The following is a 21461-nucleotide window of genomic DNA, read 5'->3' on the forward strand; positions in this document are numbered from 1 at the left end:
GGTAGGTAAAACTTGTAATTGATTTTTTTGAATACCTTTTAGGAATCATTTACATTTGTTTTGTTAATAATAAAAATTCATATAATGAATATACCTTCAGATTTAAAATACACCAAAGACCATGAATGGGTAAGGATGGATGGCGATGTCGCTACCGTTGGAATTACGGACTTCGCCCAAGGAGAACTGGGGGATATCGTTTATGTAGAGGTTGAGACCGTTGATGAAACCATGGATAAGGATGAGGTTTTCGGTTCGGTAGAAGCCGTTAAGACCGTTTCCGATTTGTTCTTGCCCTTGTCCGGGGAGATCATTGAGTTTAATGAAGGCTTGGAAGATGCCCCAGAGAACGTCAATACAGATCCTTATGGGGAAGGTTGGATGATCAAGGTTAAGATAAGTGATGCTGCAGAAATTGATAGTTTACTAAGTGATGTAGACTATAAAGCATTGATTAGTGCATAAAAGGCACTTATTCGCAATTTTGTTTATAGGCTGGATGGTGTTTGTCACCTTTTCCAGCTTATATTCGTTTGAGGGGGATGATTTGCCGACGTTCAGTATTCCTTACGCAGATAAAATCGTGCATTTTACATTTTATTTTGTAGCGGTTATTTTGGGATCACTGTATTTTTTATCATTGAATAACCCTTGGGCCAAAACTTTGGTTAAAATCATAAAATTGGCTCTTTTACTTGTTGTTTTTGGTATGGTTATTGAAGTTATTCAGGGTACATTGACAGTGAAGAGGTCTGGCGATGTGTTCGATGCGATGGCAAATAGTACGGGTGTGGCCGTGGGTTTCATTATCATTTTGTCCCAATTTTACGGCCAAAGAGGGTTAAAATAAAGTATTACTTGTTTTTTTGTCAATTATTTAGTTAAATTAGCGAACATTAAAAAATTAAATATGGAATTAAAAAAGAACCCAAAAGCGGATTTAAGAAGAAATAGCGGCACCTATTTCGTTATAGGACTGGCCGTTGTGATGTTTTTGGTTTGGAGGGGATTGGAATGGAAGACCTATGAGAAGAGTAATGAGTATGATGTCTCCATGAATGTTGAGGATATGTTGGACGAAGAGGTTCCGATGACTGAGCAAATTAAGACTCCACCACCTCCACCGCCACCAGCAGCACCTGAAATTATCGAGATTGTTGAGGATGAGGTAGAAGTTGAGGAAACCGTTATCGAATCTACAGAGACCAGTCAGGAAGAAGAGATTGTTGAAGTTGAGGATGTTGAAGTAGAAGAGGTGGAAGAAGATATCGATGTGCCTTTCGCAGTAATCGAGGATGTGCCAATTTTTCCAGGTTGTGAAGGGGAAAAAGGAAAAGGGGCAAAAGCCATGCGTGATTGTTTCCAGGCAAAAATGCAAAAGCATATCGCCAAAAACTTCCGTTACCCTGAAATCGCCCAAGAAATGGGTGTTCAAGGTCGGGTTAACGTAATGTTCGTTATCCAGAAAGATGGTAGTATCGGAGGCGTTAGAATGCGTGGACCAGATAAGAACTTGGAGAAAGAAGCAGCTAGGATTATTTCCAAGCTTCCTAAAATGACTCCAGGGAAACAAAGGGGTAGGGCTGTAAGGGTACCTTTTAGTATTCCTATTACCTTTAGATTGCAATAATTGACATTGCTATACACTTACTGAATATGTGTCAGTAGTATAGGAATGACTTCATATTTAATGTACAGAATCCTGGGCCTTGGCTCAGGATTTTTTTATGGACCCAGATTTGATTTGAGGATAATCTTCTGTTTTTTCGTTTGTTTACAGGGGATTGTAAGATTGAAATTCCCTAATTGGGACTTGTAAATTGGGGTGGGCGGTTCTACTTGGTTATAAGTCTTTGGATGAACATCATTTTAGGGACCATAAAATGTTTGGGAACTCCTTTGTGGGGTTGTTTGGGTTGTATGGTGTTGATAAATAGTGTGTTGTAAAGGATGTGGGGACGTGGTTGGAAGAAATCATAAACCTTGGTATTTCGTTGCACACCTTGCTTACTACGATTATATTTGCGTTTTGATAAAAATGATAATGAAGACCGTGATTAAACCAGCAAAAAGTACCTCATGGTCTATGAGGTTTGCTGATTTTAAGGAAATTACAAAAGTAAGACTGGCGGTCAGTGTCGTTTTTTCTTCCCTTGCCGGCTATTTGTTGGGTGCTGATGAAATCAGTTTTGTATCCTTATTGTTACTTGCCTTTGGAGGCTATTGTATGGTAGGGGCTTCCAATGCCTATAATCAGATTATCGAAAAGGACCTGGATGCTTTGATGAAGCGGACCATGAACAGGCCAATACCCTCAGGAAGGATGTCGGTTAACCAAGGAATGACCATTGCGGTTGTGTTGACGGTTCTTGGGGTTGTATCCTTATATTTCCTGAATCCCAAGACGGCCATGTTCGGTGCGATTTCCATCTTTTTGTATACCAGTGTCTATACCCCCCTAAAAACCATGACCCCGCTGTCGGTATTCGTTGGTGCTTTTCCAGGCGCTATTCCCTTTATGTTGGGTTGGGTGGCGGCTTCCAATGAATTTGGTATTGAACCGGGTACCTTGTTCATGATTCAGTTCTTTTGGCAATTCCCACATTTTTGGGCATTGGCTTGGATGTTGGATGACGATTATAAAAAAGGGGGATTCAAGATGCTTCCTACAGGTAAGAAAGACAAGGGTACGGCCCTACAGATAATTATGTACACCATATGGATGATGGTCATATCCGTCGTTCCGGTATTGGGGATCACAGGTCGCTTGCAATTGTCCATTCCCGCAGCCGTAATAATATTCATTATGGGGGGTGTAATGCTTTTCTTTGCATTTAGGTTGTATGAGAAAAGGGATAATGTATCCGCAAGGAAATTAATGCTGGCCAGCGTAACCTATATCACCTTTATGCAAGTGGTGTATGTATTGGATAAATATATTCCGGCCCTTTTTTAAGGGTATGGAATCACTAATTGTTACCGTGTGGTAAATAGGGAAAGATCGACTTTTTAGTAATAAATTTTTATGAATAGGATTTTATGGATTTAACGCAAGGAACCCAAAAGGAAAAGAATGATAGGTCAAAAAAAATGATGCTATGGTTCGGAATCGTGAGTTTGCTCATGGCTTTTGCCGGTTGGACCAGTGCTTATATTGTAAGTAGTAAGCGGGAGGATTGGCTTGACAATATAGAGATGCCATCTGCTTTTTATTTTAGTACGGTAATCATTGTTCTAAGTAGTGTTACATATATGTTGGCAAAGAAGGCCATACGTAAGGATGCGGTTAAGGCGTGTACAAATTGGTTGTTCCTTACTTTATTGTTGGGGTTGGTCTTTATTGCTCTGCAGTTTAAGGGTTTTTCGGAAATGGTGGCCCAAGGCTATTATTTCACCGGACCCACAAGTAGTATTAAAATGTCCTACATTTTCCTTATTGCAGCAGTCCATGTCGTGCATGTCGTGGCAGGTATCATTTCTTTGTTGGTAGTGCTGTTCAATCAGAAAAAAGGGAAGTATTCGTCCCAGGAATACCTAGGGTTGTCATTGGGGGCCACATTTTGGCACTTTCTTGATCTTCTATGGGTCTACCTACTCTCTTTCATGATTTTGGTCGATTAAAAGTCCATTTTTTTTTGATTTCTTGGTCTTAGACTTTTGTATCTTATGAAAAAATGTATTTTTGTGAAAATTCTAATTGTAAGATAACTGACTAATTTATGGATTCTACGGTAACAACGGGTGTGGAAGAAAACGTTTGGGGGGGTGGTAACCGTCCCTTAGGAGCGAGCTACGGAAAATTGATGATGTGGTTCTTTATTCTTTCCGATGCTTTGACATTTTCCGGTTTTTTGGCCGCATATGGTTTTTCAAGGTTTAAGTTTATTGAAACTTGGCCGATTGCCGATGAGGTGTTTACTCACGTGCCTTTCTTTCATGGCAACTACCCCATGTACTATGTCGCATTTATGACATTTGTATTGATTATGTCCTCTGTGACAATGGTTCTTGCCGTTGATGCGGGTCATAAAATGAAAAAGAACAGTGTAATTTGGTATATGTTCCTGACCATTATCGGGGGTGCGATTTTCGTAGGCTCCCAAGCCTGGGAATGGGCTACTTTCATAAGTGGTGATTATGGTGCAGTGGAAACCAAGGGAGGACGTATTTTACAATTTGTGAATGCTGATACAGGTGAAAGGGCCGCATTGGCTGATTTTGCCATGACCCTACCTGACGAAAGGGTTGTACACGAGAATAAAAATGGAATATGGTTCTACGATGAAGGATACCAGCCCAGTTATTCGGTAAATGAGGTTTTGGAAGGTTTTAAGGCCAATAGCAATATTCTTGTACGTACCGAAGTTATTACTGAAGAAGGTGTAAAGCAGGTATTGTCGAGGCAGGAATCCTTGGCGAAACTTCAAAATGCAACCCAGGTTGTAGAAGGTGCCAATCTTATACACAATGAGTATGGGAGCCGGTTATTTGCGGATTTCTTTTTCTTTATAACAGGATTCCACGGTTTTCACGTTTTTTCGGGGGTGATGTTCAATCTCATTATCTTCTTTAATGTGGCTTTGGGTACCTATGAAAAAAGAGGTCATTACGAAATGGTCGAGAAAGTCGGACTCTATTGGCATTTTGTGGATTTGGTTTGGGTATTTGTATTTACTTTCTTTTATTTGGTTTAACCTGGATTGGTTTTAGGTGACTTTTTAAGGAATGATTTAAAATTTAATAGATAGAATTAACATGGCACACGCACATAAATTGGAGATTTTCAGGGGACTTTTAAAATTCAAGTCGAATACCCAAAAGATTTGGGGAGTCCTTGTGTTTTTAACCATAGTTACGGGAATTGAGGTTGCCTTGGGTATTTCCAAGCCGACAGTACTTACACATAACCATGTGTTGGGGATGAAAGTATTGAACTGGATATTCATTATTCTAACCTTGGTAAAGGCTTATTATATCGCATGGGACTTTATGCATTTACGGGATGAAAAAAGCTCGTTGCGAAGGGCTATTGTTTGGACCCCGGTATTTTTGGTCGCCTATCTGGTGTTTATCCTTTTGGTAGAAGGGAATTACATCCACAATGTTATTCAGGATGGCTTTATGACCTGGGACTTCAACTAAGAGATATAATTAACAAATTAAAAGACGGTTTAAAGACCGTCTTTTTTATTTTTGTATATGCTGGAATGAATTCAGCATCTTATATTCGTTTGCCGTAAAAGGGCAACATTTCCAGAATGAAAAAGACCGTTGTTTTAGTAGTATTGTTTATCCTGCCAATCGTGGCTTATCTCTTTTTTGCCTCGGGCATTAATAATTTCGGAAAGCTTCCTGTTCTCACGGAAAATATACCTGACATCACAGACGTTGATGCAAATATCCTCCTTCAGGATAAGATTACGATATTGGGGTTTTTGGGCAGTGATTTGGAAAACAAAAAAGGCGTTGCGTTCAATCTAAACCAGAAAATTTATAAAAGGTTCTATGAATTCAATGACTTTCAGTTCGTAATGGTAGTGCCCAAGGGTAGTGAAAGTAAGGTGGAGGCCCTTAAATCCGAATTGGGTAATTTGGCCGATGTCGTTAAATGGAACTTCGTTTATGGGGATAAGGAACAGATACAGGCGTTGTTCGATGCATTGAAAACAGATTTGACCTTGGATGGCAATATGGCCACCCCTTATGTTTTTATTGTTGATAAGGATAGGAATCTTCGCGGAAGGACCAATGATGAGGATGAAGGGACTAAATTTGGTTTTGATGCCACTTCGGTTGCCGATTTGAACAATAAGATGGAGGATGATGTGAAAATTATCTTGGCAGAATACCGGTTGGCTTTAAAAAAGAATAATGCCGAACGTAAAAATCTATAATAAAACATTGGACCTTATGCAGTGTTGCTAAAATCCAAACAACCCTTTTAATGCCCTTTAGGGTGAAAAAGTGGTCTGTCCGTAGCGAATAGTGATAGGTTTGGTTTTGCCGATGCTAAGTGATAAAAGTAAAAAGTATGAAAAACAAATACACCTATGTTTGGGTATCCTTGGTGATCTTGGTCTTTGGTATCATCTTTGTTCCCAGGATCGTGGATCGAATAGGGTCGGGTACGGTCGTGGAGAACGATCGTATAAACCTAAAGGATAACAGGGCTGAATTGGCATACCTTTATTTGAATGGCAAAAAAAGACGCGTACCGGCATTCGAGTTTATGGATCAAGACAGTTTGGTCATCACGGATAAGGATTATTTAGGCAAAGTATATGTGGTCGAGTTCTTTTTCACTTCCTGTCCGTCAATATGCCCCATAATGACCAAGAATTTGGTCGACATTCAGGAGGAGTTTAAAACAGCACAAAACTTTGGGGTAGCCTCTTTTACGATTACCCCTGAATATGATACCCCTATGGTTTTGAAGGCGTATGCCGAAAAACATGGTATTACCAATTTGGATTGGCACTTGTTGACAGGTGATCAAGATGCCATTTATGAGTTGGCCAATAAAGGATTCAATATTTTTGTTTCAGAGATGTCCGATGCCCCCGGTGGTTTTGAGCACGCAGGTCTATTCGCTCTTGTCGATAAGAAAGGGTTCTTGCGCTCCAGGGTGGATGGTTTTGGGAACCCGATTATTTATTATCGAGGTACCATAACCGAGGATCAAGGTGAGAATAGTCAGGGTGAGAAAGAACAGATATCCATTTTAAAGGAGGATATTCAGAAACTTTTAAAGGAATAATTGACATGGATTCAGTCGATATAAGGGAGAAAAAATTCAATAAGTTGATAACTGTGGTCTCCATAGCCGTTCCGGTTGTGGTTGCGGTATTGTTTGGGGTGAAAATCCCGAATGTGGAGCCATTGTCTTTTTTACCTCCTATTTATGCTTCAATAAACGGACTTACGGCCCTTGTCCTGATCATTGCCGTTTGGGCCATTAAAAATGGAAAAAGGGAACTTCATCAAAAATTGATGACCTTCTGTATTGTGCTTTCACTCCTGTTTTTGGTAATGTACATCGCTTATCACATGACCTCCGATTCCACGACCTTTGGTGGGGAAGGGCCTATACGATATGTGTATTATTTCATATTGATTACCCATATTATTTTGTCCATCGTAATCATACCATTGGTTTTAAGAACGTATGCCAGGGCTTATTTGAAGAAGTTTGAGGCCCACAGGGCGTTGGCAAGGATCACCTTTCCCATTTGGCTGTATGTGGCGATTACCGGGGTTGTGGTTTATTTGATGATTTCACCTTATTATGTGTAGCAATGAAAACAAAACTTATCTTACTCCTGATCCTTGTTTTTCTTATGGTTCCTCTGAACATGGAGGCCCAATGTGCCATGTGTAGGGCGGTTCTTGAAAGCGAAGGCAATACGTCGGCTGCTGAGGGAATAAACAATGGGATTGTTTATTTAATGGCCATACCGTATATCCTGGTCGCAGGTGTTTTCTATTTCGTTTACAGAAAAATGAAAACATGATCGGTTTCTTTTTTTATGATTTATTTAAGGTCTTACTGTAACATTTGGCGGGTTTTGTAGTCTTATGGTAGTACAATATTGATTATTGTATCCATCAATCAAAATCAACCCTATGTTCGACATCGAAAGGTGGCAAGAAATCTTTGATACCATCCGTAAAAATAAATTACGGACGTTCTTGACCGGTCTATCCGTGGCATCCGGTATTTTTATCCTCGTTATTTTATTGGGTTTTGGACAAGGCATGCAAAATGGTATCTCAGAGGAATTTAAAGGTGATGCCGTGACGAGTATATGGGTATGGCCTGGTCGTACGACAATTGAGTATAAAGGTCTTAATCCAGGTAGGCGTGTTCAATTGCGTAACGAAAACTATCAAACCGTACAAGCTATGTTTGATGGTGATTATGAAAAAGCATCCATCCTCTATTTCCCAAGCAATGTCAAAGTGGTCTATAATAATGATCTATTGGTATATGATGTGGTAGGTACCAATGGTGATTTACAGCGCATTGAAAATGAGTTTCTATCCGCAGGAAGGTATATCAATGAGATCGATGTTCAGGAGAACGCAAAGGTTGCTGTCATTAGTAATAAGATCAAGAGGGAGGTTTTTGGTCATTTGGATACACCTATTGGGGAATACATTTCCATTTCAGGTGCGGGTTTTAAAATAGTAGGTGTATTTGGCGAATACGGCGAGGAGGAAGGTGAGGAGGAACGTATTTTCATTCCTATTTCCACTGCCCAACTTGCATTTAGTGGTTCGGACAAGATCAGTAATCTGAACTTTATGCTTCCGGAAATGGAATCATTTGAAGCTACCGTTCAAAAGAACAATGATTTTACGGCAAGACTGTTGACCTATTTAAAGCAGGCCCATGTTGTTGCGCCTGAAGATGACCGTGCCATTTATATTTGGAACCCTATTCAGGATGCAGAGCGTTTTTATCAATTAATGGGGGGTATTAAGTTGTTTTTCTGGGTAATAGGTTTTTTTACGATTGTAGCGGGGGTGGTAAGTGTTAGCAATATCATGTTGATTGTCGTTAAAGAACGTACACGCGAAATAGGAATACGAAAGGCATTGGGGGCAAAACCATGGTCGATTATAGGAATGATAATGCACGAGGCAATATTTGTAACGGCAATATCGGGTTTCGCTGGATTGATCTTTAGTATGGGACTGTTGGAGATTGTTGGTCCATATGTCGAGGTCGATTATATATTAAATCCATCAGTTAATTTCAATGTAGCGGTTTCAACCGTTTTATTGCTTATGGTCGCTGGTTCCTTAGCGGGGTTTTTCCCTGCATGGAAGGCGGTTAAAGTTCAGGTTATTGAAGCCTTACGCGATGAATAATAATGCCATTACCTTAATCTAGGAAATTAAATGTTCAGTAAAGATCGTTGGAAAGAAATAATGGAGGTGCTCTCAAGCAATGTGCTCAGAACCGTAGCGACCGCATTTGGGGTGGGGTGGGGTATTTTTATTTTGATCATCTTACTTGCTGCGGGTAAAGGCCTCGAAAATGGTATTCGACAAGAATTCAATGGGGTGGCCACCAATACATTGTTTATGTGGTCAGAGAAGACCTCAATGGCTTATCAAGGGCTTCCAGAGGGTAGGGAGTTTAGTTTTAAATTAGAGGATGTCGATTTGATTCGTCGCAATGTACCCGGCCTACGGATTGTATCCCCAAGAAATAGTATGGGGAGGTCAGATGGCGATAATGTGATTCGGGGCACGGAAGGCGGACAATATCGCGTGTTTGGCGACTATCCGGAAATCATAGAGCAGAATTCCATATTCACTTCAAAAGGGCGTTTTTTAAACCATAAGGATATCAATGAGAAACGAAAGGTGGTTGTTATTGGAAACGGCATCAGAAAAGATCTTTATGATACCGATGAAGAGGTTATAGGTACGTATGTAAAAATAAGTGGTATCAATTTTATGGTTGTTGGAATTTATAAGGAAAAATCGAGTAATGGTGGGGGTGAGGACAGTGAGCGCCAAATTTATATGCCATTTACGACATTCTCACAAGCTTATAACCGGGCCGATAATGTAGGGTGGATGGCCATAACGGCTGAGGATGGAAAATCGATAAGTCAACTGAACAAGACGATATTGAAAACGGTAAAGGAAAGCAGAAAAGTACACCCGGATGATGAGCGGGCCATTGGGTATTTTGACCTTTATGAACAGTATAATCGCGTAGAAAGCCTCTTTGGTGCCATAAGTTTTATCGCTTACTTTGTGGGTGTATTAGTGCTTATTTCCGGTGTTATTGGGGTCAGTAATATCATGTTGATCGTCATCAAGGAGCGTACGAAGGAAATAGGTATTCGTCGCGCTCTAGGGGAAAACCCATGGTCAATCAAACTACAAATATTGATGGAGTCTATTTTTCTGACCATTGTATCCGGGATGGTGGGTATCATATTTGGTTCCTTCACCATCTATAGTATCAATGCCGTTTTGGATTCGGTTGGGCCCGTCAATATGTTTTTAAATCCAAGTGTAAGTCTGGGTGTGGTTTTAATAGCAATGGGCATTTTGGTGATAGCAGGGCTATTGGCTGGGTTTATCCCCGCAAACAAAGCCATTAAGATCCGGCCTATTGAGGCATTACGAATAGAGTAACATCAATCAAACTGAAAAATAATAAAAAATGAAAAAGTCGGTTACAAGAATTATTTTAGTGCTTATCATCGTTTTATTCGGTGGGGCTATGTATTACTTATACCATAAGAATGCTGAAGATCCCGTGGTGTATGAAACCGAAACACCAAGCAAGAAAAACATCATTAAAAAAACTGTCGCAACGGGTAGTATTCTTCCCTTGGAGGAAGTACTCATAAAACCTAATATTTCGGGAGTCATCGAAGAGGTTTTCGTAGAAGGGGGTGATTATGTTAAGTCCGGTGACCTTTTGGCCCGGATCAAGGTAGTGCCAAACTTAAATGCTTTAATTGATGCAAGGAACAATATTGATGAGGCCCGGATTTCCCTTGATGATCAAAAACGAAATTTGGATCGCCAAAAAAGTCTTTTTGATAAAGGAGTGATTTCTAAAGTAGATTTGGAGAGGGCCCAGGTTACTTTTGATCAGGCACAACAGTCTTATAGGGCTGCCAATAAACGTTATGATATTGTAAAAACAGGTACTACCAGTGGTTATGGCAATGCAGCCAATACCATGATCCGGGCAACCGTTAGTGGTATGGTCCTGGATGTACCCGTTGAAGTGGGCAATCAAGTGATTGAAAGCAATAACTTTAATGAAGGTACGACCATCGCAGCCATCGCGGATGTTGAAAAAATGATTTTCGAAGGTAAGGTCGATGAGTCGGAGGTGGGCAAGATCAAGGAGGACCTCCCCTTGGAGATTACGGTGGGAGCCATTGAAAATAAGGTGTTTGATGCGGTTTTGGATTATATTGCGCCTAAAGGGAAGGAAGAGAATGGTGCCATCCAATTTGAAATCAAGGGAACCCTTAGTAAACAAGATACCGTATTCATTAGGGCCGGTCTTAGTGCCAATGCCTCGATTATTCTTGGAAGGGCCGATAGTGTCTTGGCCGTCAAGGAAGCTTTGGTGCAGTTTGATGTCGATACCAAGAAACCTTTTGTTGAAATTGAAAAGGGCGAACAGGATTTTGAGCGCAAGGATATTGAATTGGGCATTAGTGATGGAATTTTTGTCGAGATCAAATCCGGGATTTCGGAAGGCGATAAGATCAAGGTATGGAATGAGGTGAAACCCGATGAATTTGCCAATTAACACGATGTATTTTGAATATAAACGGGAGTGGAAAATCGTTTGAAGGTCCATAGGCATCCGTTTGAGTTTTTTTAACATAATATTTGGAGTTATTGTTGTAACATTTTAACAACTTAGGTGTCCTATTGTTGGATTCTATTCTAGATAATTCCAAACAACAAACAAACCGACATGATTGAAATAAAAGATCTTCATAAATCCTATAAAATGGGAAGTAATTCCCTTCACGTACTGAAAGGAATAAATTTTACGGCAGAAGCAGGTGAATTAGTGGCAATCATGGGGTCTTCGGGTTCAGGTAAATCAACCTTGCTGAATATCCTGGGTATGTTGGATGAAGCCGATTCGGGGGATTATACCTTGGATGGCGTACCGATTAAGAATCTCAATGAAACCAAAGCCGCCAAATATCGCAATAAGTTTTTGGGATTCATCTTTCAGTCGTTCAACTTGATCAATTATAAAAGTGCCATGGAGAATGTGGCCTTACCCCTATATTATCAAAAGATCCCAAGAAAGGAGCGTCAGGAAAGGGCGATGAAGTATTTGGAACAGGTGGGTTTAAAGGAGTGGGCACACCATTTGCCCAGTGAACTTTCCGGAGGACAAAAACAACGTGTTGCCATTGCCCGGGCCATGGCAGCGGAACCTAAGGTGCTATTGGCTGATGAGCCTACCGGTGCCTTGGATAGTACCACTTCATATGAGGTGATGGACCTTATCCAAAAAATAAATGACCAAGGGAACACGATTTTGGTGGTGACCCATGAAGATGATATAGCCCATATGTGCAAACGGATTATTCATTTAAAGGACGGCGTTATCGAAAAGGATGAAAAAGTCACCCAGGTAAGAGCTTCACAATATGTTTAGTAGGGATAGCTGGAAGGAAATATTCGAAACGATACAAAAGAACAAATTACGTACGTTCTTGTCGGGATTTACCGTAGCCTTGGGTATTCTGATATTCGTTTCTTTGGTTGGTTTGACCAACGGACTCCAAAACACTTTCGATGAGTTTTTCAATGATGACTCGACCAATACCTTCTTTATTTTTCCAGGGCGTACATCCATGCCGTATAAGGGCTATAAATCAAACCGACAGATCGAATTTGACAATAGTGATTTAGTCGATATAAAAAAGAATTTCTCGATGTTCGTCCAATATGTGTCCCCGAGAATCGATCGGAGCGGGCTTGTGAAATACAATAATGAATCCAATAATTATACAACCAGGGCCGTAAGTGAGTCATATCAATTTGCAGAGAAGACCATTATGATGAAGGGCCGTTATTTGAATTTCGAGGATGTAAAGAAGAAGGCCAAATATGCGGTAATCGGTAGGTTGGTTGAGAAGGATTTGTTTGGGAGCGAGGATGCAATAGCCAAATACATTGATGTTTCAGGTAGTGTTTTTAAGGTTATCGGTGTATTTCAGGATGATGGGGGTGATGATGAGGAACGCAGGATATACATCCCGTACACCACAAGGCAATTGATAGAAAAGAATACGGACAAGGTCGACCGAATTGTGGTTGGGTTCAAACCAGAAATCGGATATGCCGGGGCCATGGCCTTTGATAAAAGCCTCAATAATTTCCTTAGGGAAAAGAAGTATATAAGTCCAAAGGACCAGAATGGAATCTATATTCGAAACGTAATGGATCAATATGAGCAGAATCAGCAATTTGCAGGTGTTTTGGCGATTATCGGAGGAGCCATAGCATTTGGAACCATTTTGGCCGGTATCATAGGAATCAGTAACATCATGGTATTCGTGGTCAAGGAACGAACCAAGGAATTGGGAATCAGGAAGGCCCTAGGGGCAACCCCCCGGGCTGTGGTTGGCTCAATATTACTGGAATCAACTTTCATAACCACTATTTCAGGGGTGTTTGGAATGGTTCTGGGGATGGCGATTTTAAGCTCTATGGGTGAAAAATTGAAGGATTATTTTATTACCAATCCGTATATAAATTTAGGGTTGGCAATCTTTGCAACGGTTCTATTGATCGTATGTGGTGCGATAGCCGGGTATATACCAGCCAGACGTGCTGCAAGGATTAAACCAATAGTGGCATTAAGAGACGATTGATATGGGATTCTTATTCGATAAAAATACATGGCAGGAAATTTTTGGTTCTATTGGAAAAAATAAGACCAGAACAATCATCACTATGATTGGGGTACTATGGGGAATCTTTGTCTACATAGGCCTTTCAGGTGCTGCAAAGGGAATGGACAATGGTTTTGAGAAGGTGTTCAAAACGGTGTCAATGAACAGTATGTTCGTATGGGGGCAGAGTACAAGTAAACCTTATGATGGTTTTAAAACCGGTAGGCAAATGCAATTGAAGTTGGACAATGTGACCGAATTGCAAAACAGGATTCCTGAAATACAATATATAGCACCACGAATAACATTGGGCAACTTTGGTTCCGATCCGGTTTATACGGTTCGCGGTCAAAAATCAGGAACGTATACCATAAATGGGGATTATCCGGTGTATACCAAGATCGCTACCAAGAAAATATTCGACGGTGGTAGGTTTATTAATGATGAGGATATCAGACAGGCCCGGAAGGTTTGTGTGATAGGGGAACGGAATCTGCAGGAGTTATTCGAAAAAGATGAAAATCCGGTTGGTCAGTACATTCGAATCGGTAGTGTGTATTTTCAAGTAATCGGTGTGCATAAAATGGCCCAGGGTGTCAGTTTTGATAATGATGGCGACATTTTTATACCCTTTTCCACATACAGGAAATTGTATAATTCGGGGGATAATATCGGGTATATGTGTATTGCCGCTTATGATGATGCAGACGTTGTGCAGGTTGAGAAGGATGTAAAGTCGATCTTGAAAAGTATCCATAGGGTCGACCCAGAGGATGAAAGGGCGTTTGGTTCGTTCAACCTAGGGGAAATGTTCACCAAGATTTCCGGTTTTGCCAAGGGGTTGACCTTTGTGTCCCTGATTGTGGGAATCGCTACCATTTTGGCGGGTGTAATTGGTATTGGTAATATCCTTCTGATATCGGTTAAGGAAAGAACCAAGGAGTTGGGCGTAAGACGGGCGCTTGGGGCCACACCCAAAGAGGTAAAATCACAGATCATACTCGAGTCCGTATTCTTGACCGTTTTGGCGGGAATTATTGGGGTCATCCTCGGGGCGGGGGTATTGAGCCTAATCAACAATATGACGAAAGATGTCGATTTCCCATATACCAATCCGACCGTGCCTATTCCTTATGTTTTGGGGGCCTTGGCCATCATGGTGGTATTGGGAACACTGATAGGGCTTATACCGGCACATCGGGCGGTAAGTATAAAACCAATTGATGCATTGCGCGAAGAATAAAAACAAACAACAAACCAGTATATAAATAAACATCTATTAAAATGAACAAAATTTTAAAATATTCGTTGATTGGACTTTTGGTGCTAGGAGCGCTTTGGGCTGCGGCATTTTTTATAAAATCCAACAGTAAATCTGCGGTTACCTATGAAACCATGAAACCGTTCATTGCCAATATTGAAAAGAAAACAGTGGCTACTGGAAAGGTTGTTCCTGAAGACGAAATCGAGATCAAACCACAGATTTCAGGGATAATCGAGAAGATCTTCATGGAAGAAGGGGCTAAAGTAAAATCGGGGGACTTAATCGCCAGGATAAAGGTAGTGCCTAACGAACAGTCGTTGAACCAAGCTCGCGGCCGAGTGCGAAATGCCGAATTGGCGTTGAACAATGTAACCATTGAATACAATAGGAATAAAGCCTTATTCGATAAGGGGGTTATATCGAGTCAAGATTTTAACAACCTGCAATTGCAGTATGATCAAGCCAAACAGGAGTTAAGCAATGCCCAAAGTGATTACCAAATCATTAAAAGGGGTTCTGCCGGAGGGTCAGCAACTGCAAATACGAATATTAGGGCAACGGTAGATGGGACTATTCTCGAAATTCCTGTAGAGGAAGGAGATCAGGTCATCCAAAGTAACAACTTCAATGATGGTACCACCATTGCCACCATTGCCGATTTGACCAAAATGATCTTCGAGGGCAAGGTCGATGAGGGTGAGGTAGGGAAACTGAAATTGGGAACCGCTTTGAAAATAAGCCTTGGAGCTGTTGAAGGAAAGGAATTGGATGCCAAACTACGATTTATTGCCCCTAAGGGAATCGAGGAAACCGGAGCCGTACAGTTCAAGATAGAAGGGGATGTCGAGGTGGATGACGATGTTTTCATCCGTGCGGGTTATAGTGCCAATGCATCGATGATCTTGGAAAAGAAAGATAGTGTTATGGTCATACCGGAAGCACTATTGCAATTTGATAAGAAAACGGATAAACCCTATGTGGAAGTTGCGGTAGGAAATGTGGAGGATCAAAAATTTGAGCGTAAGGATATTGAAATAGGGATTTCCGACGGGGTAAACGTTGAAATCGTATCCGGTATTACCCAAGACGACGAAGTTAAACAATGGAACAAAACCGAGCCTATCAAAAAAGGAGAGGAAGAGGGCGAGGAAGGTTCCGAGGATAGTGAGGAATAAATCATCAATCAATAATCAAAAAATGAAACGGGTACTAAGAAATTTTAAATATGACTTCACAAAAGAAGCGGTTTAAAGTTTTTAATGAGGGAACGGGAGTGGTTTTGGACATTCTTGGTTCTTTAATCAACTTATTTTCATTTAATTACAAAAATTTAATCGTATGAAATTTAAACTAACAGCAATACTCCTGGTATTTACCATTGGATGGGCAACGGCCCAGCAAAAAAAGTGGACCTTGGAAGAATGTGTTTCCTATGCTGTAGAAAACAATTTGACCGTAGAACAGTATGAGTTGGATCTGGAAAATGTTAAGATCGATGAAAAGGATGCCTTGGGTGGTTTGTTGCCAAGTTTAAATGCATCCACATCATTTTCAAGTAATACGGGTTTCTCATTTAACCCAACCAATAACGAGCCTACCAGTAGTACTGCCAACAACTGGAGTGGGGGTATTAGTTCCAATATTACATTATTTGACGGATTACAAAACATCAAAAGATTGAACAGGGCAAAATTGTCGGCCCTTTCAAGTCAATACCGTTTGGATAACTTAAAGGATGATATTCGATTGAACGTGGCCAATGCCTATCTTCAAATATTATCCAACAAGGAAGCCTTAAAAGTGGCAAAGGCACAATATGCCGTTACCGTACAGGATTTGAAGCGGACCAAGGAGTTGGTCGAATCCGGGGTGGTGGCCAAAGGGGATTTGTTGGAGATTGAGGCTACAGCGGCCAATCAGGAACAGCAAATCGTGAATAATGAGAGTCTGGTACTCATATCCAGGATCAACCTTGCCCAGCTTTTACAGATAACCGATTATGAAAATTTTGATGTGGCCGATGAGACCTTCGAGATCCCTCCTTCCGAGATTTTGAATAATACTCCCAAGACCATATTTGCCAAGGCGTTGGAGTTCCGGAACGATATTAAATTCTCCAAGTCCAATGTTGAGCTTGCAGAAAAGGATTTAGAAATTGCCAAAGGGGCCTACGCTCCAACCTTGTCGGGGTTCTTACAGTACGGGACAAGATATTCCGATGTAACGGCAATTCCTGATAGTAACGGGGTTCCATATACGCCAGGATTTAAGGATCAATTATGGATTTTCGATGGGATCTCTTATGGGGCGCAATTGAATATTCCTATTTTTAACGGATGGAGTACACGAAATAACGTGAGTCGTTCTAAGATCAGTTTGGAGAAATCGAAACTACAGTTCGAACAGGATAAATTAGATCTTGAGACGACCATAAACCAGGTTTATGTTGATGTCACCACATATTACAAGGCCTATGAGGCTGCGAAAAAAACCTTGGAGGCTAGAAGATTGGCCTATGACTATGCCAGGGAACGTTTTGATGTGGGGTTGATGAATTCCTTTGAATACAGTCAGGCGCAATCCCGAGTCGATAATGCCGAAGCCGATGTGGTACGATCCAAGTATGCCTATATCTTTAAGTTGAAAATCCTTGAATTCTATTTTGGTATCCCGATTGCATTGAATTAGACTCTTTTATACCTTATAAGGAGGTCCATTGCGAATTTACGTATTGGGCCTTTTTGCTTTTATAGAGATGGTCTATCTTTGCAGGCTATGGCTTTAATTCTGAATTTAGAGACGGCTACGACGAATTGCTCTGTTTCCATAGCGAAAGATGGGGACGTAGTAGCGATTAAAGAACACAATACGCCTAATTTTTCCCATTCCGAACAATTGCATGTCTTTGTTGAAGAGGTCTTGCGGGAAGCCTCCTTGGACAAGAATGATCTTGATGCCGTTGCTGTCAGCAAAGGTCCTGGATCGTATACGGGATTGCGTATTGGGGTGTCGGCGGCCAAGGGGTTGTGCTATGCCTTGGATCTGCCGTTGATTTCGGTGCCTACCCTTCGAAGTATGGCCGAACAGGCCAAGGCTTCCGAATTTGATTTTATCGTGCCTTTATTGGATGCCCGAAGAATGGAAGTGTATTCCACGGTTTTTGATGGGGATTTGAAGGAAGTGCGAGGGACGAAAGCGGAAATCATTGATGGGGAATCCTTCCAAGAATACGCAAGTAAAGGTAAGGTGCTTTTATTGGGGAGTGGGGCTGAGAAATGTATGGGGGTAATCGAGCATGAAAATGTGACCTACAATACAGTGGTTGTCCCCTCTGCTCGTGAGATGGGGATTTTGTCCTTTAGGAAGTATCAGGATAAGGAATTTGAGGATGTAGCCTATTTTGAACCTTATTATCTAAAGGATTTCATGATGCAACGCAAAAAGTCCTAGGACTTCCCTTGGTGTATAACCCTTTGTGGAAAGGGGATTTCTATTCCAGCCGCATCAAACCTATTTTTCAATTCTTCCATAACATGGAAATGCGCTGCCCAGAATACGTCGTTTTCTGCCCAAAAGCGCAGGGAGAGGTTAACGGAGCTGTCGGCCAATGCCTCAACATATACTTCCGGCGCGGGATCTTCTAGAATATCCTTGTTTTCTGCGCAGATCTCAAGTAAAATATCTTTTGCTTGTTTTATGTTGGAGTCATATCCTATGCCCACCGTTATTTTATCCCTTCTGGTATTTTGGGCGTTATAATTAATGATGTTGTTGTTGGATAATTGTCCGTTGGGAATTATGGCGATTTGATTGCCAAAGGTGCTTAATTTAGTGGTGAAAATAGTGATTTCCCTAACTGTGCCATCGATACCCTGGGCGGAGATGAAATCACCTACCTTAAAGGGTTTAAAGACAAGGATAAGTACCCCGCCTGCAAAATTGGCCAGGGAACCCTGTAGGGCCAATCCAATGGCCAGTCCGCCCGCACCAATAATAGCGACTAACGAAGAGGAGTGTACACCCAATTGGGTAATCACCAAAACGAAAAGCATTATTTTCAGGCCAATGCTGATAAAACTTTGCAGGAACGTTTCCAGGGAGGGGTCGTAATCCGCTTTAAGGAAGAACTTCCTGACCATTCTGTTGATTAATCTAATGAGCCATAGTCCCACTATTAAAATGAGGAAGGCAGTAACTAGGGAAGTGACCAGTCCTGGAAGGATTTCCCACAGCCATTCCTGGGCTTTGGTAATGCTTTCTTCGTAATCGTTAAGTATATTCACGTGCTATTGATTTTTGTGCAAAAAAAATAAAATTCCATTCCCCTGTCAAATTATAAGCACTAAACAATTGTTAATCTTGAAGGGATAGGGCAATGGTGCAATCCTTGGCAAGGGATCGATAACGTATACCACAAAAAAAGCGCCCGAAAAGGACGCTTTGGTATTCGATTCAAGCAAGGCTTATTTAACCTCGAAAGTGATTTTTACATTAACGCGAAAATCGGATATTTCACCGTCTTTTACACTTGCACTTTGGTCTTGAACGTAAACGGAACGAATATTCTTAACGCTTTTTGATGCTTCAGCAACTGCTTTTTTTGTAGCATCTTCCCAACTTTTTTCTGAGTTGGCCAATACTTCGATAACTTTTAATACTGACATAATTAGTGTTTTTTATTGTTTTCTTAAAGTTAGCGAATTAAAAGAAGAAAGACTAATCGGTTTAAGTAAATCAACCGTTTAAGGCAACGACCTCATTAACCTTGTCGCCCATCATATTCTTAAGCATGGTTTCTATGCCATTCTTTAAGGTATAGGTCGATGAAGGGCATCCACTACAGGCTCCCTGGAGGATAACGTTTACGGTTTTGGTTTCCGATTCATAGGACTGAAAAAGGATGTTGCCACCATCACTGGCTACCGCAGGTTTTACATATTCCTCCAGTATGTCGATGATCTGTTTGGATGTATCGTCCAAGAAATCGGGAAGGGCATCGGTTTTTGCGGTCTCTGCCTTGGAAACAGCAATGCTGTTTTCCGAAATCACCTCATTGCCATTGGCTATGAATTCCCGTATCATTTCACGTAGTTCCATTGTAATGTCATCCCATTCGGCAACATCATACTTGCTTACGGAAACGTAATTCTCATCCAAGAATACTTCTTTTACAAAAGGAAATTGAAAGAGCTGTTTCGCTAATTTGGAGTCCTTGGCCTCATCGATGTTCTTGAACTCGAAAGTGGCTGGTACAATACGCATGTTACAGACAAATTTCATGACCGATGGGTTTGGTGTAACTTCGGCATAAACGGTAACGGGTACTTTATTGGTTTTGGTCGTGTCATCTTCGATGACAACAGGCTCCCCTGAATTCAGGTAGTCGGCCAATTGTTGTGCTACCTCATCCTGGACATCGGCCCATTCGATGATGTTAAAACGTTCCAATCCTATGAAATTACCCGAAAAATAAACGGTTTTGATAAAAGGAAGATGGAACAATTGTTGGGCCAAGGGTGATTTTTTGGCCTCATCTATATTTTTAAACTCGTAATTATTGTTTTTGGTAATGAAATGGTTGGTCTCAAATTTTACAACCGCTGGGTTGTTCGTTTGTTTTACAGCTATTGAGTACGACTTCATATAATTATGTTTTCGGCAAAAGTACGAACTTATTCGTACTTTGTGGAAATATAATAATGTTGCGATTCAACCGTTATATTTAATATTTGGTCGATATTAAAATAGAAATCCCCATTATTTATATGAAATTTCGCTTACTGCTAATTTTCGTTTTTATAGCTTTTGGTTTTAGGTCCTTGGCCCAAGAAGGCATTCCCGTATATTTTGATTATCTGTCCGATAACTATTATCTGGTTTATCCTTCAATGGCGGGTATAGGGGAAGGCGGTAAGATTAGGGGAACCATTCGAAAACAATGGTTTTCCGTGGATGAAGCCCCGAACCTACAAACGCTGAGCGCCAATTTTCGACTTGGTGACGGACCAAGTGGTGTGGGGGCCATATTTTTTAACGACGCCAATGGATATCATTCCCAAACGGGTCTAAAGCTTACCTATGCGCATCACTTAAAACTGGGTGGCGATGTGCGCTATTTAAACCAATTGTCTTTCGGTATCAGCGGTGGATTGCTGCAAAGTAGTCTGGATGAATCCGAATTCCGTTCCGTTATTCCCGATCCGGTGATAACCGGAGGTAATAATAGTGTGAGTTATTTTAATGTGGATTTAGGGATGTCGTATAGCTTAATGGACTTTTATGCGCATTTTTCCGTATTGAATGCCTTGGGTAGCGGAAGGGACCTGTATTCGGCGATTGAATTTGATAACCTAAGACGATATCTGATTTCCGCGGGATATGTTTTTGGAAAGAGCGAATGGCAGTATGAGCCATCTGTTCTTTTCCAGCTTACCGAATTTACGGAAGAAAAGACGATGGATATCAATGCCAAGGTTTATAAGGATGTTGATTTTGGTAGAATTTGGGGTGGTTTGTCCTATAGAAGAAGTTTCGATGGGGCACAGTTCCTGGTCGATGGTTCCTTTGGTGAGCAGCGACTGCAATTGATAACCCCAATCATTGGTGCGAACTTCAAAAATTTTATGGTTTCCTATAATTACTCCTATCAAATGGGTGATGTGCGTTTTGATAACGGAGGATTCCATCAGATTACCGTGGGGTACGATTTTGGACAATCGGAACGTAGGTACGACTGTTATTGTCCTGCTGCGCAATAGAGGGCTTAAACACGAAACGCC

General features: G+C 41.0%; 24 protein-coding genes. 21 read left to right on the forward strand and 3 right to left on the reverse strand.

The window, feature by feature from the left end; translation table 11 throughout:
• Positions 1-84 precede the first annotated feature (84 nt).
• The 20 genes from gcvH to tsaB all read left to right on the forward strand — a co-directional run bounded on the left by gcvH (position 85) and on the right by tsaB (position 18132).
• On the forward strand, positions 85-465 hold the full coding sequence (gcvH, locus tag LX92_RS12960) for a glycine cleavage system protein GcvH (protein ID WP_109651252.1): 381 nt from the start codon (positions 85-87) through the stop codon (positions 463-465).
• Positions 458-850, forward strand: coding sequence for a VanZ family protein (locus tag LX92_RS12965; protein WP_146197831.1), 393 nt, complete (start codon positions 458-460; stop codon positions 848-850). The genes gcvH and LX92_RS12965 overlap by 8 nt, the downstream gene beginning before the upstream one ends.
• A 60-nt stretch (positions 851-910) precedes the next feature.
• Positions 911-1630 carry an energy transducer TonB gene (locus tag LX92_RS12970; RefSeq protein WP_109651257.1) on the forward strand — a complete coding sequence of 240 codons (720 nt, stop codon included), beginning with the start codon at positions 911-913 and terminating at the stop codon, positions 1628-1630.
• Positions 1631-2038: 408 nt separating this feature from the next.
• Positions 2039-2956: a heme o synthase gene (gene cyoE, locus LX92_RS12975; protein WP_394340345.1), complete on the forward strand. Its 918-nt coding sequence runs from the start codon at positions 2039-2041 to the stop codon at positions 2954-2956.
• 83 nt (positions 2957-3039) lie between these two features.
• Entirely contained in the window at positions 3040-3621 is a 582-nt protein-coding gene (locus tag LX92_RS12980) for a cytochrome c oxidase subunit 3 (RefSeq protein ID WP_109651261.1), read from the forward strand.
• 98 nt (positions 3622-3719) lie between these two features.
• On the forward strand, positions 3720-4694 hold the full coding sequence (locus LX92_RS12985; protein ID WP_109651263.1) for a cytochrome c oxidase subunit 3: 975 nt from the start codon (positions 3720-3722) through the stop codon (positions 4692-4694).
• A 61-nt stretch (positions 4695-4755) separates the two neighbouring features.
• Positions 4756-5142: a cytochrome C oxidase subunit IV family protein gene (locus LX92_RS12990; protein ID WP_109651265.1), complete on the forward strand. Its 387-nt coding sequence runs from the start codon at positions 4756-4758 to the stop codon at positions 5140-5142.
• 116 nt (positions 5143-5258) lie between these two features.
• On the forward strand, positions 5259-5894 hold the full coding sequence (locus tag LX92_RS12995) for a hypothetical protein (RefSeq protein ID WP_109651268.1): 636 nt from the start codon (positions 5259-5261) through the stop codon (positions 5892-5894).
• Positions 5895-6031: 137 nt separating this feature from the next.
• Positions 6032-6757, forward strand: a complete 726-nt coding sequence (locus LX92_RS13000) for an SCO family protein (RefSeq protein WP_109651270.1) — start codon at positions 6032-6034, stop codon at positions 6755-6757.
• A gap of 5 nt (positions 6758-6762) precedes the next feature.
• Complete coding sequence (locus LX92_RS13005) at positions 6763-7293, forward strand: DUF420 domain-containing protein (RefSeq protein WP_109651272.1); 531 nt, start codon at positions 6763-6765, stop codon at positions 7291-7293.
• Between the two features lie 2 nt (positions 7294-7295).
• A complete protein-coding gene (locus LX92_RS13010; protein ID WP_109651274.1) occupies positions 7296-7511 on the forward strand; it encodes a hypothetical protein in 216 nt (71 codons plus the stop codon).
• 112 nt (positions 7512-7623) lie between these two features.
• Complete coding sequence (locus LX92_RS13015) at positions 7624-8874, forward strand: ABC transporter permease (RefSeq protein WP_109651276.1); 1251 nt, start codon at positions 7624-7626, stop codon at positions 8872-8874.
• 30 nt (positions 8875-8904) lie between these two features.
• Positions 8905-10161, forward strand: coding sequence for an ABC transporter permease (locus tag LX92_RS13020; protein WP_109651277.1), 1257 nt, complete (start codon positions 8905-8907; stop codon positions 10159-10161).
• A gap of 28 nt (positions 10162-10189) precedes the next feature.
• Positions 10190-11302, forward strand: a complete 1113-nt coding sequence (locus tag LX92_RS13025) for an efflux RND transporter periplasmic adaptor subunit (protein WP_109651280.1) — start codon at positions 10190-10192, stop codon at positions 11300-11302.
• A gap of 171 nt (positions 11303-11473) precedes the next feature.
• Positions 11474-12175 (forward strand): ABC transporter ATP-binding protein, encoded by a 702-nt coding sequence (locus LX92_RS13030; RefSeq protein WP_109651282.1) that lies wholly within the window; start codon positions 11474-11476, stop codon positions 12173-12175.
• Positions 12168-13397 (forward strand): ABC transporter permease, encoded by a 1230-nt coding sequence (locus LX92_RS13035; protein WP_109651284.1) that lies wholly within the window; start codon positions 12168-12170, stop codon positions 13395-13397. Before LX92_RS13030 ends, LX92_RS13035 begins: the two co-directional genes overlap by 8 nt.
• A 1-nt stretch (position 13398) precedes the next feature.
• Positions 13399-14661: an ABC transporter permease gene (locus LX92_RS13040; RefSeq protein WP_109651286.1), complete on the forward strand. Its 1263-nt coding sequence runs from the start codon at positions 13399-13401 to the stop codon at positions 14659-14661.
• Positions 14662-14702: 41 nt separating this feature from the next.
• Complete coding sequence (locus LX92_RS13045; protein ID WP_109651289.1) at positions 14703-15857, forward strand: efflux RND transporter periplasmic adaptor subunit; 1155 nt, start codon at positions 14703-14705, stop codon at positions 15855-15857.
• Between the two features lie 163 nt (positions 15858-16020).
• Positions 16021-17370: a TolC family protein gene (locus LX92_RS13050; RefSeq protein WP_109651291.1), complete on the forward strand. Its 1350-nt coding sequence runs from the start codon at positions 16021-16023 to the stop codon at positions 17368-17370.
• Positions 17371-17457: 87 nt separating this feature from the next.
• A complete protein-coding gene (tsaB, locus tag LX92_RS13055; RefSeq protein ID WP_109651293.1) occupies positions 17458-18132 on the forward strand; it encodes a tRNA (adenosine(37)-N6)-threonylcarbamoyltransferase complex dimerization subunit type 1 TsaB in 675 nt (224 codons plus the stop codon).
• On the opposite strand, the gene LX92_RS13060 is transcribed toward tsaB, so the two are convergent.
• The 3 genes from LX92_RS13060 to LX92_RS13070 all read right to left on the reverse strand — a co-directional run bounded on the left by LX92_RS13060 (position 18129) and on the right by LX92_RS13070 (position 20325).
• Entirely contained in the window at positions 18129-18965 is an 837-nt protein-coding gene (locus LX92_RS13060; protein WP_109651295.1) for a mechanosensitive ion channel family protein, read from the reverse strand. The genes tsaB and LX92_RS13060 overlap by 4 nt on opposite strands.
• 180 nt (positions 18966-19145) lie before the next feature.
• Positions 19146-19346 carry a dodecin family protein gene (locus LX92_RS13065; protein WP_109651298.1) on the reverse strand — a complete coding sequence of 67 codons (201 nt, stop codon included), beginning with the start codon at positions 19344-19346 and terminating at the stop codon, positions 19146-19148.
• 70 nt (positions 19347-19416) lie between these two features.
• A complete protein-coding gene (locus LX92_RS13070; protein WP_109651299.1) occupies positions 19417-20325 on the reverse strand; it encodes a NifU family protein in 909 nt (302 codons plus the stop codon).
• Positions 20326-20447: 122 nt separating this feature from the next.
• Between LX92_RS13070 and LX92_RS13075 the strand changes: the two genes are divergently transcribed.
• Positions 20448-21440 (forward strand): PorP/SprF family type IX secretion system membrane protein, encoded by a 993-nt coding sequence (locus LX92_RS13075; protein WP_190263522.1) that lies wholly within the window; start codon positions 20448-20450, stop codon positions 21438-21440.
• Positions 21441-21461 lie beyond the last annotated feature (21 nt).

The organism is Maribacter polysiphoniae (assembly GCF_003148665.1).
In the GTDB taxonomy this organism is placed as follows: Bacteria; Bacteroidota; Bacteroidia; order Flavobacteriales; family Flavobacteriaceae; genus Maribacter_A; species Maribacter_A polysiphoniae.

What these genes read in the sequence shown, in the direction of transcription:
- gcvH (WP_109651252.1), top strand. Translation starts at nt 85, where the DNA reads ATGAATATACCTTCAGATTTAAAATACACCAAAGACCATGAATGGGTA.
- LX92_RS12970 (WP_109651257.1), top strand. Translation starts at nt 911, where the DNA reads ATGGAATTAAAAAAGAACCCAAAAGCGGATTTAAGAAGAAATAGCGGC.
- cyoE (WP_394340345.1), top strand. Translation starts at nt 2,039, where the DNA reads ATGATAATGAAGACCGTGATTAAACCAGCAAAAAGTACCTCATGGTCT.
- LX92_RS12980 (WP_109651261.1), top strand. Translation starts at nt 3,040, where the DNA reads ATGGATTTAACGCAAGGAACCCAAAAGGAAAAGAATGATAGGTCAAAA.
- LX92_RS12985 (WP_109651263.1), top strand. Translation starts at nt 3,720, where the DNA reads ATGGATTCTACGGTAACAACGGGTGTGGAAGAAAACGTTTGGGGGGGT.
- LX92_RS12990 (WP_109651265.1), top strand. Translation starts at nt 4,756, where the DNA reads ATGGCACACGCACATAAATTGGAGATTTTCAGGGGACTTTTAAAATTC.
- LX92_RS12995 (WP_109651268.1), top strand. Translation starts at nt 5,259, where the DNA reads ATGAAAAAGACCGTTGTTTTAGTAGTATTGTTTATCCTGCCAATCGTG.
- LX92_RS13000 (WP_109651270.1), top strand. Translation starts at nt 6,032, where the DNA reads ATGAAAAACAAATACACCTATGTTTGGGTATCCTTGGTGATCTTGGTC.
- LX92_RS13005 (WP_109651272.1), top strand. Translation starts at nt 6,763, where the DNA reads ATGGATTCAGTCGATATAAGGGAGAAAAAATTCAATAAGTTGATAACT.
- LX92_RS13010 (WP_109651274.1), top strand. Translation starts at nt 7,296, where the DNA reads ATGAAAACAAAACTTATCTTACTCCTGATCCTTGTTTTTCTTATGGTT.
- LX92_RS13015 (WP_109651276.1), top strand. Translation starts at nt 7,624, where the DNA reads ATGTTCGACATCGAAAGGTGGCAAGAAATCTTTGATACCATCCGTAAA.
- LX92_RS13020 (WP_109651277.1), top strand. Translation starts at nt 8,905, where the DNA reads ATGTTCAGTAAAGATCGTTGGAAAGAAATAATGGAGGTGCTCTCAAGC.
- LX92_RS13025 (WP_109651280.1), top strand. Translation starts at nt 10,190, where the DNA reads ATGAAAAAGTCGGTTACAAGAATTATTTTAGTGCTTATCATCGTTTTA.
- LX92_RS13030 (WP_109651282.1), top strand. Translation starts at nt 11,474, where the DNA reads ATGATTGAAATAAAAGATCTTCATAAATCCTATAAAATGGGAAGTAAT.
- LX92_RS13035 (WP_109651284.1), top strand. Translation starts at nt 12,168, where the DNA reads ATGTTTAGTAGGGATAGCTGGAAGGAAATATTCGAAACGATACAAAAG.
- LX92_RS13040 (WP_109651286.1), top strand. Translation starts at nt 13,399, where the DNA reads ATGGGATTCTTATTCGATAAAAATACATGGCAGGAAATTTTTGGTTCT.
- LX92_RS13045 (WP_109651289.1), top strand. Translation starts at nt 14,703, where the DNA reads ATGAACAAAATTTTAAAATATTCGTTGATTGGACTTTTGGTGCTAGGA.
- LX92_RS13050 (WP_109651291.1), top strand. Translation starts at nt 16,021, where the DNA reads ATGAAATTTAAACTAACAGCAATACTCCTGGTATTTACCATTGGATGG.
- tsaB (WP_109651293.1), top strand. Translation starts at nt 17,458, where the DNA reads ATGGCTTTAATTCTGAATTTAGAGACGGCTACGACGAATTGCTCTGTT.
- LX92_RS13065 (WP_109651298.1), bottom strand. Translation starts at nt 19,346, where the DNA reads ATGTCAGTATTAAAAGTTATCGAAGTATTGGCCAACTCAGAAAAAAGT.
- LX92_RS13070 (WP_109651299.1), bottom strand. Translation starts at nt 20,325, where the DNA reads ATGAAGTCGTACTCAATAGCTGTAAAACAAACGAACAACCCAGCGGTT.
- LX92_RS13075 (WP_190263522.1), top strand. Translation starts at nt 20,448, where the DNA reads ATGAAATTTCGCTTACTGCTAATTTTCGTTTTTATAGCTTTTGGTTTT.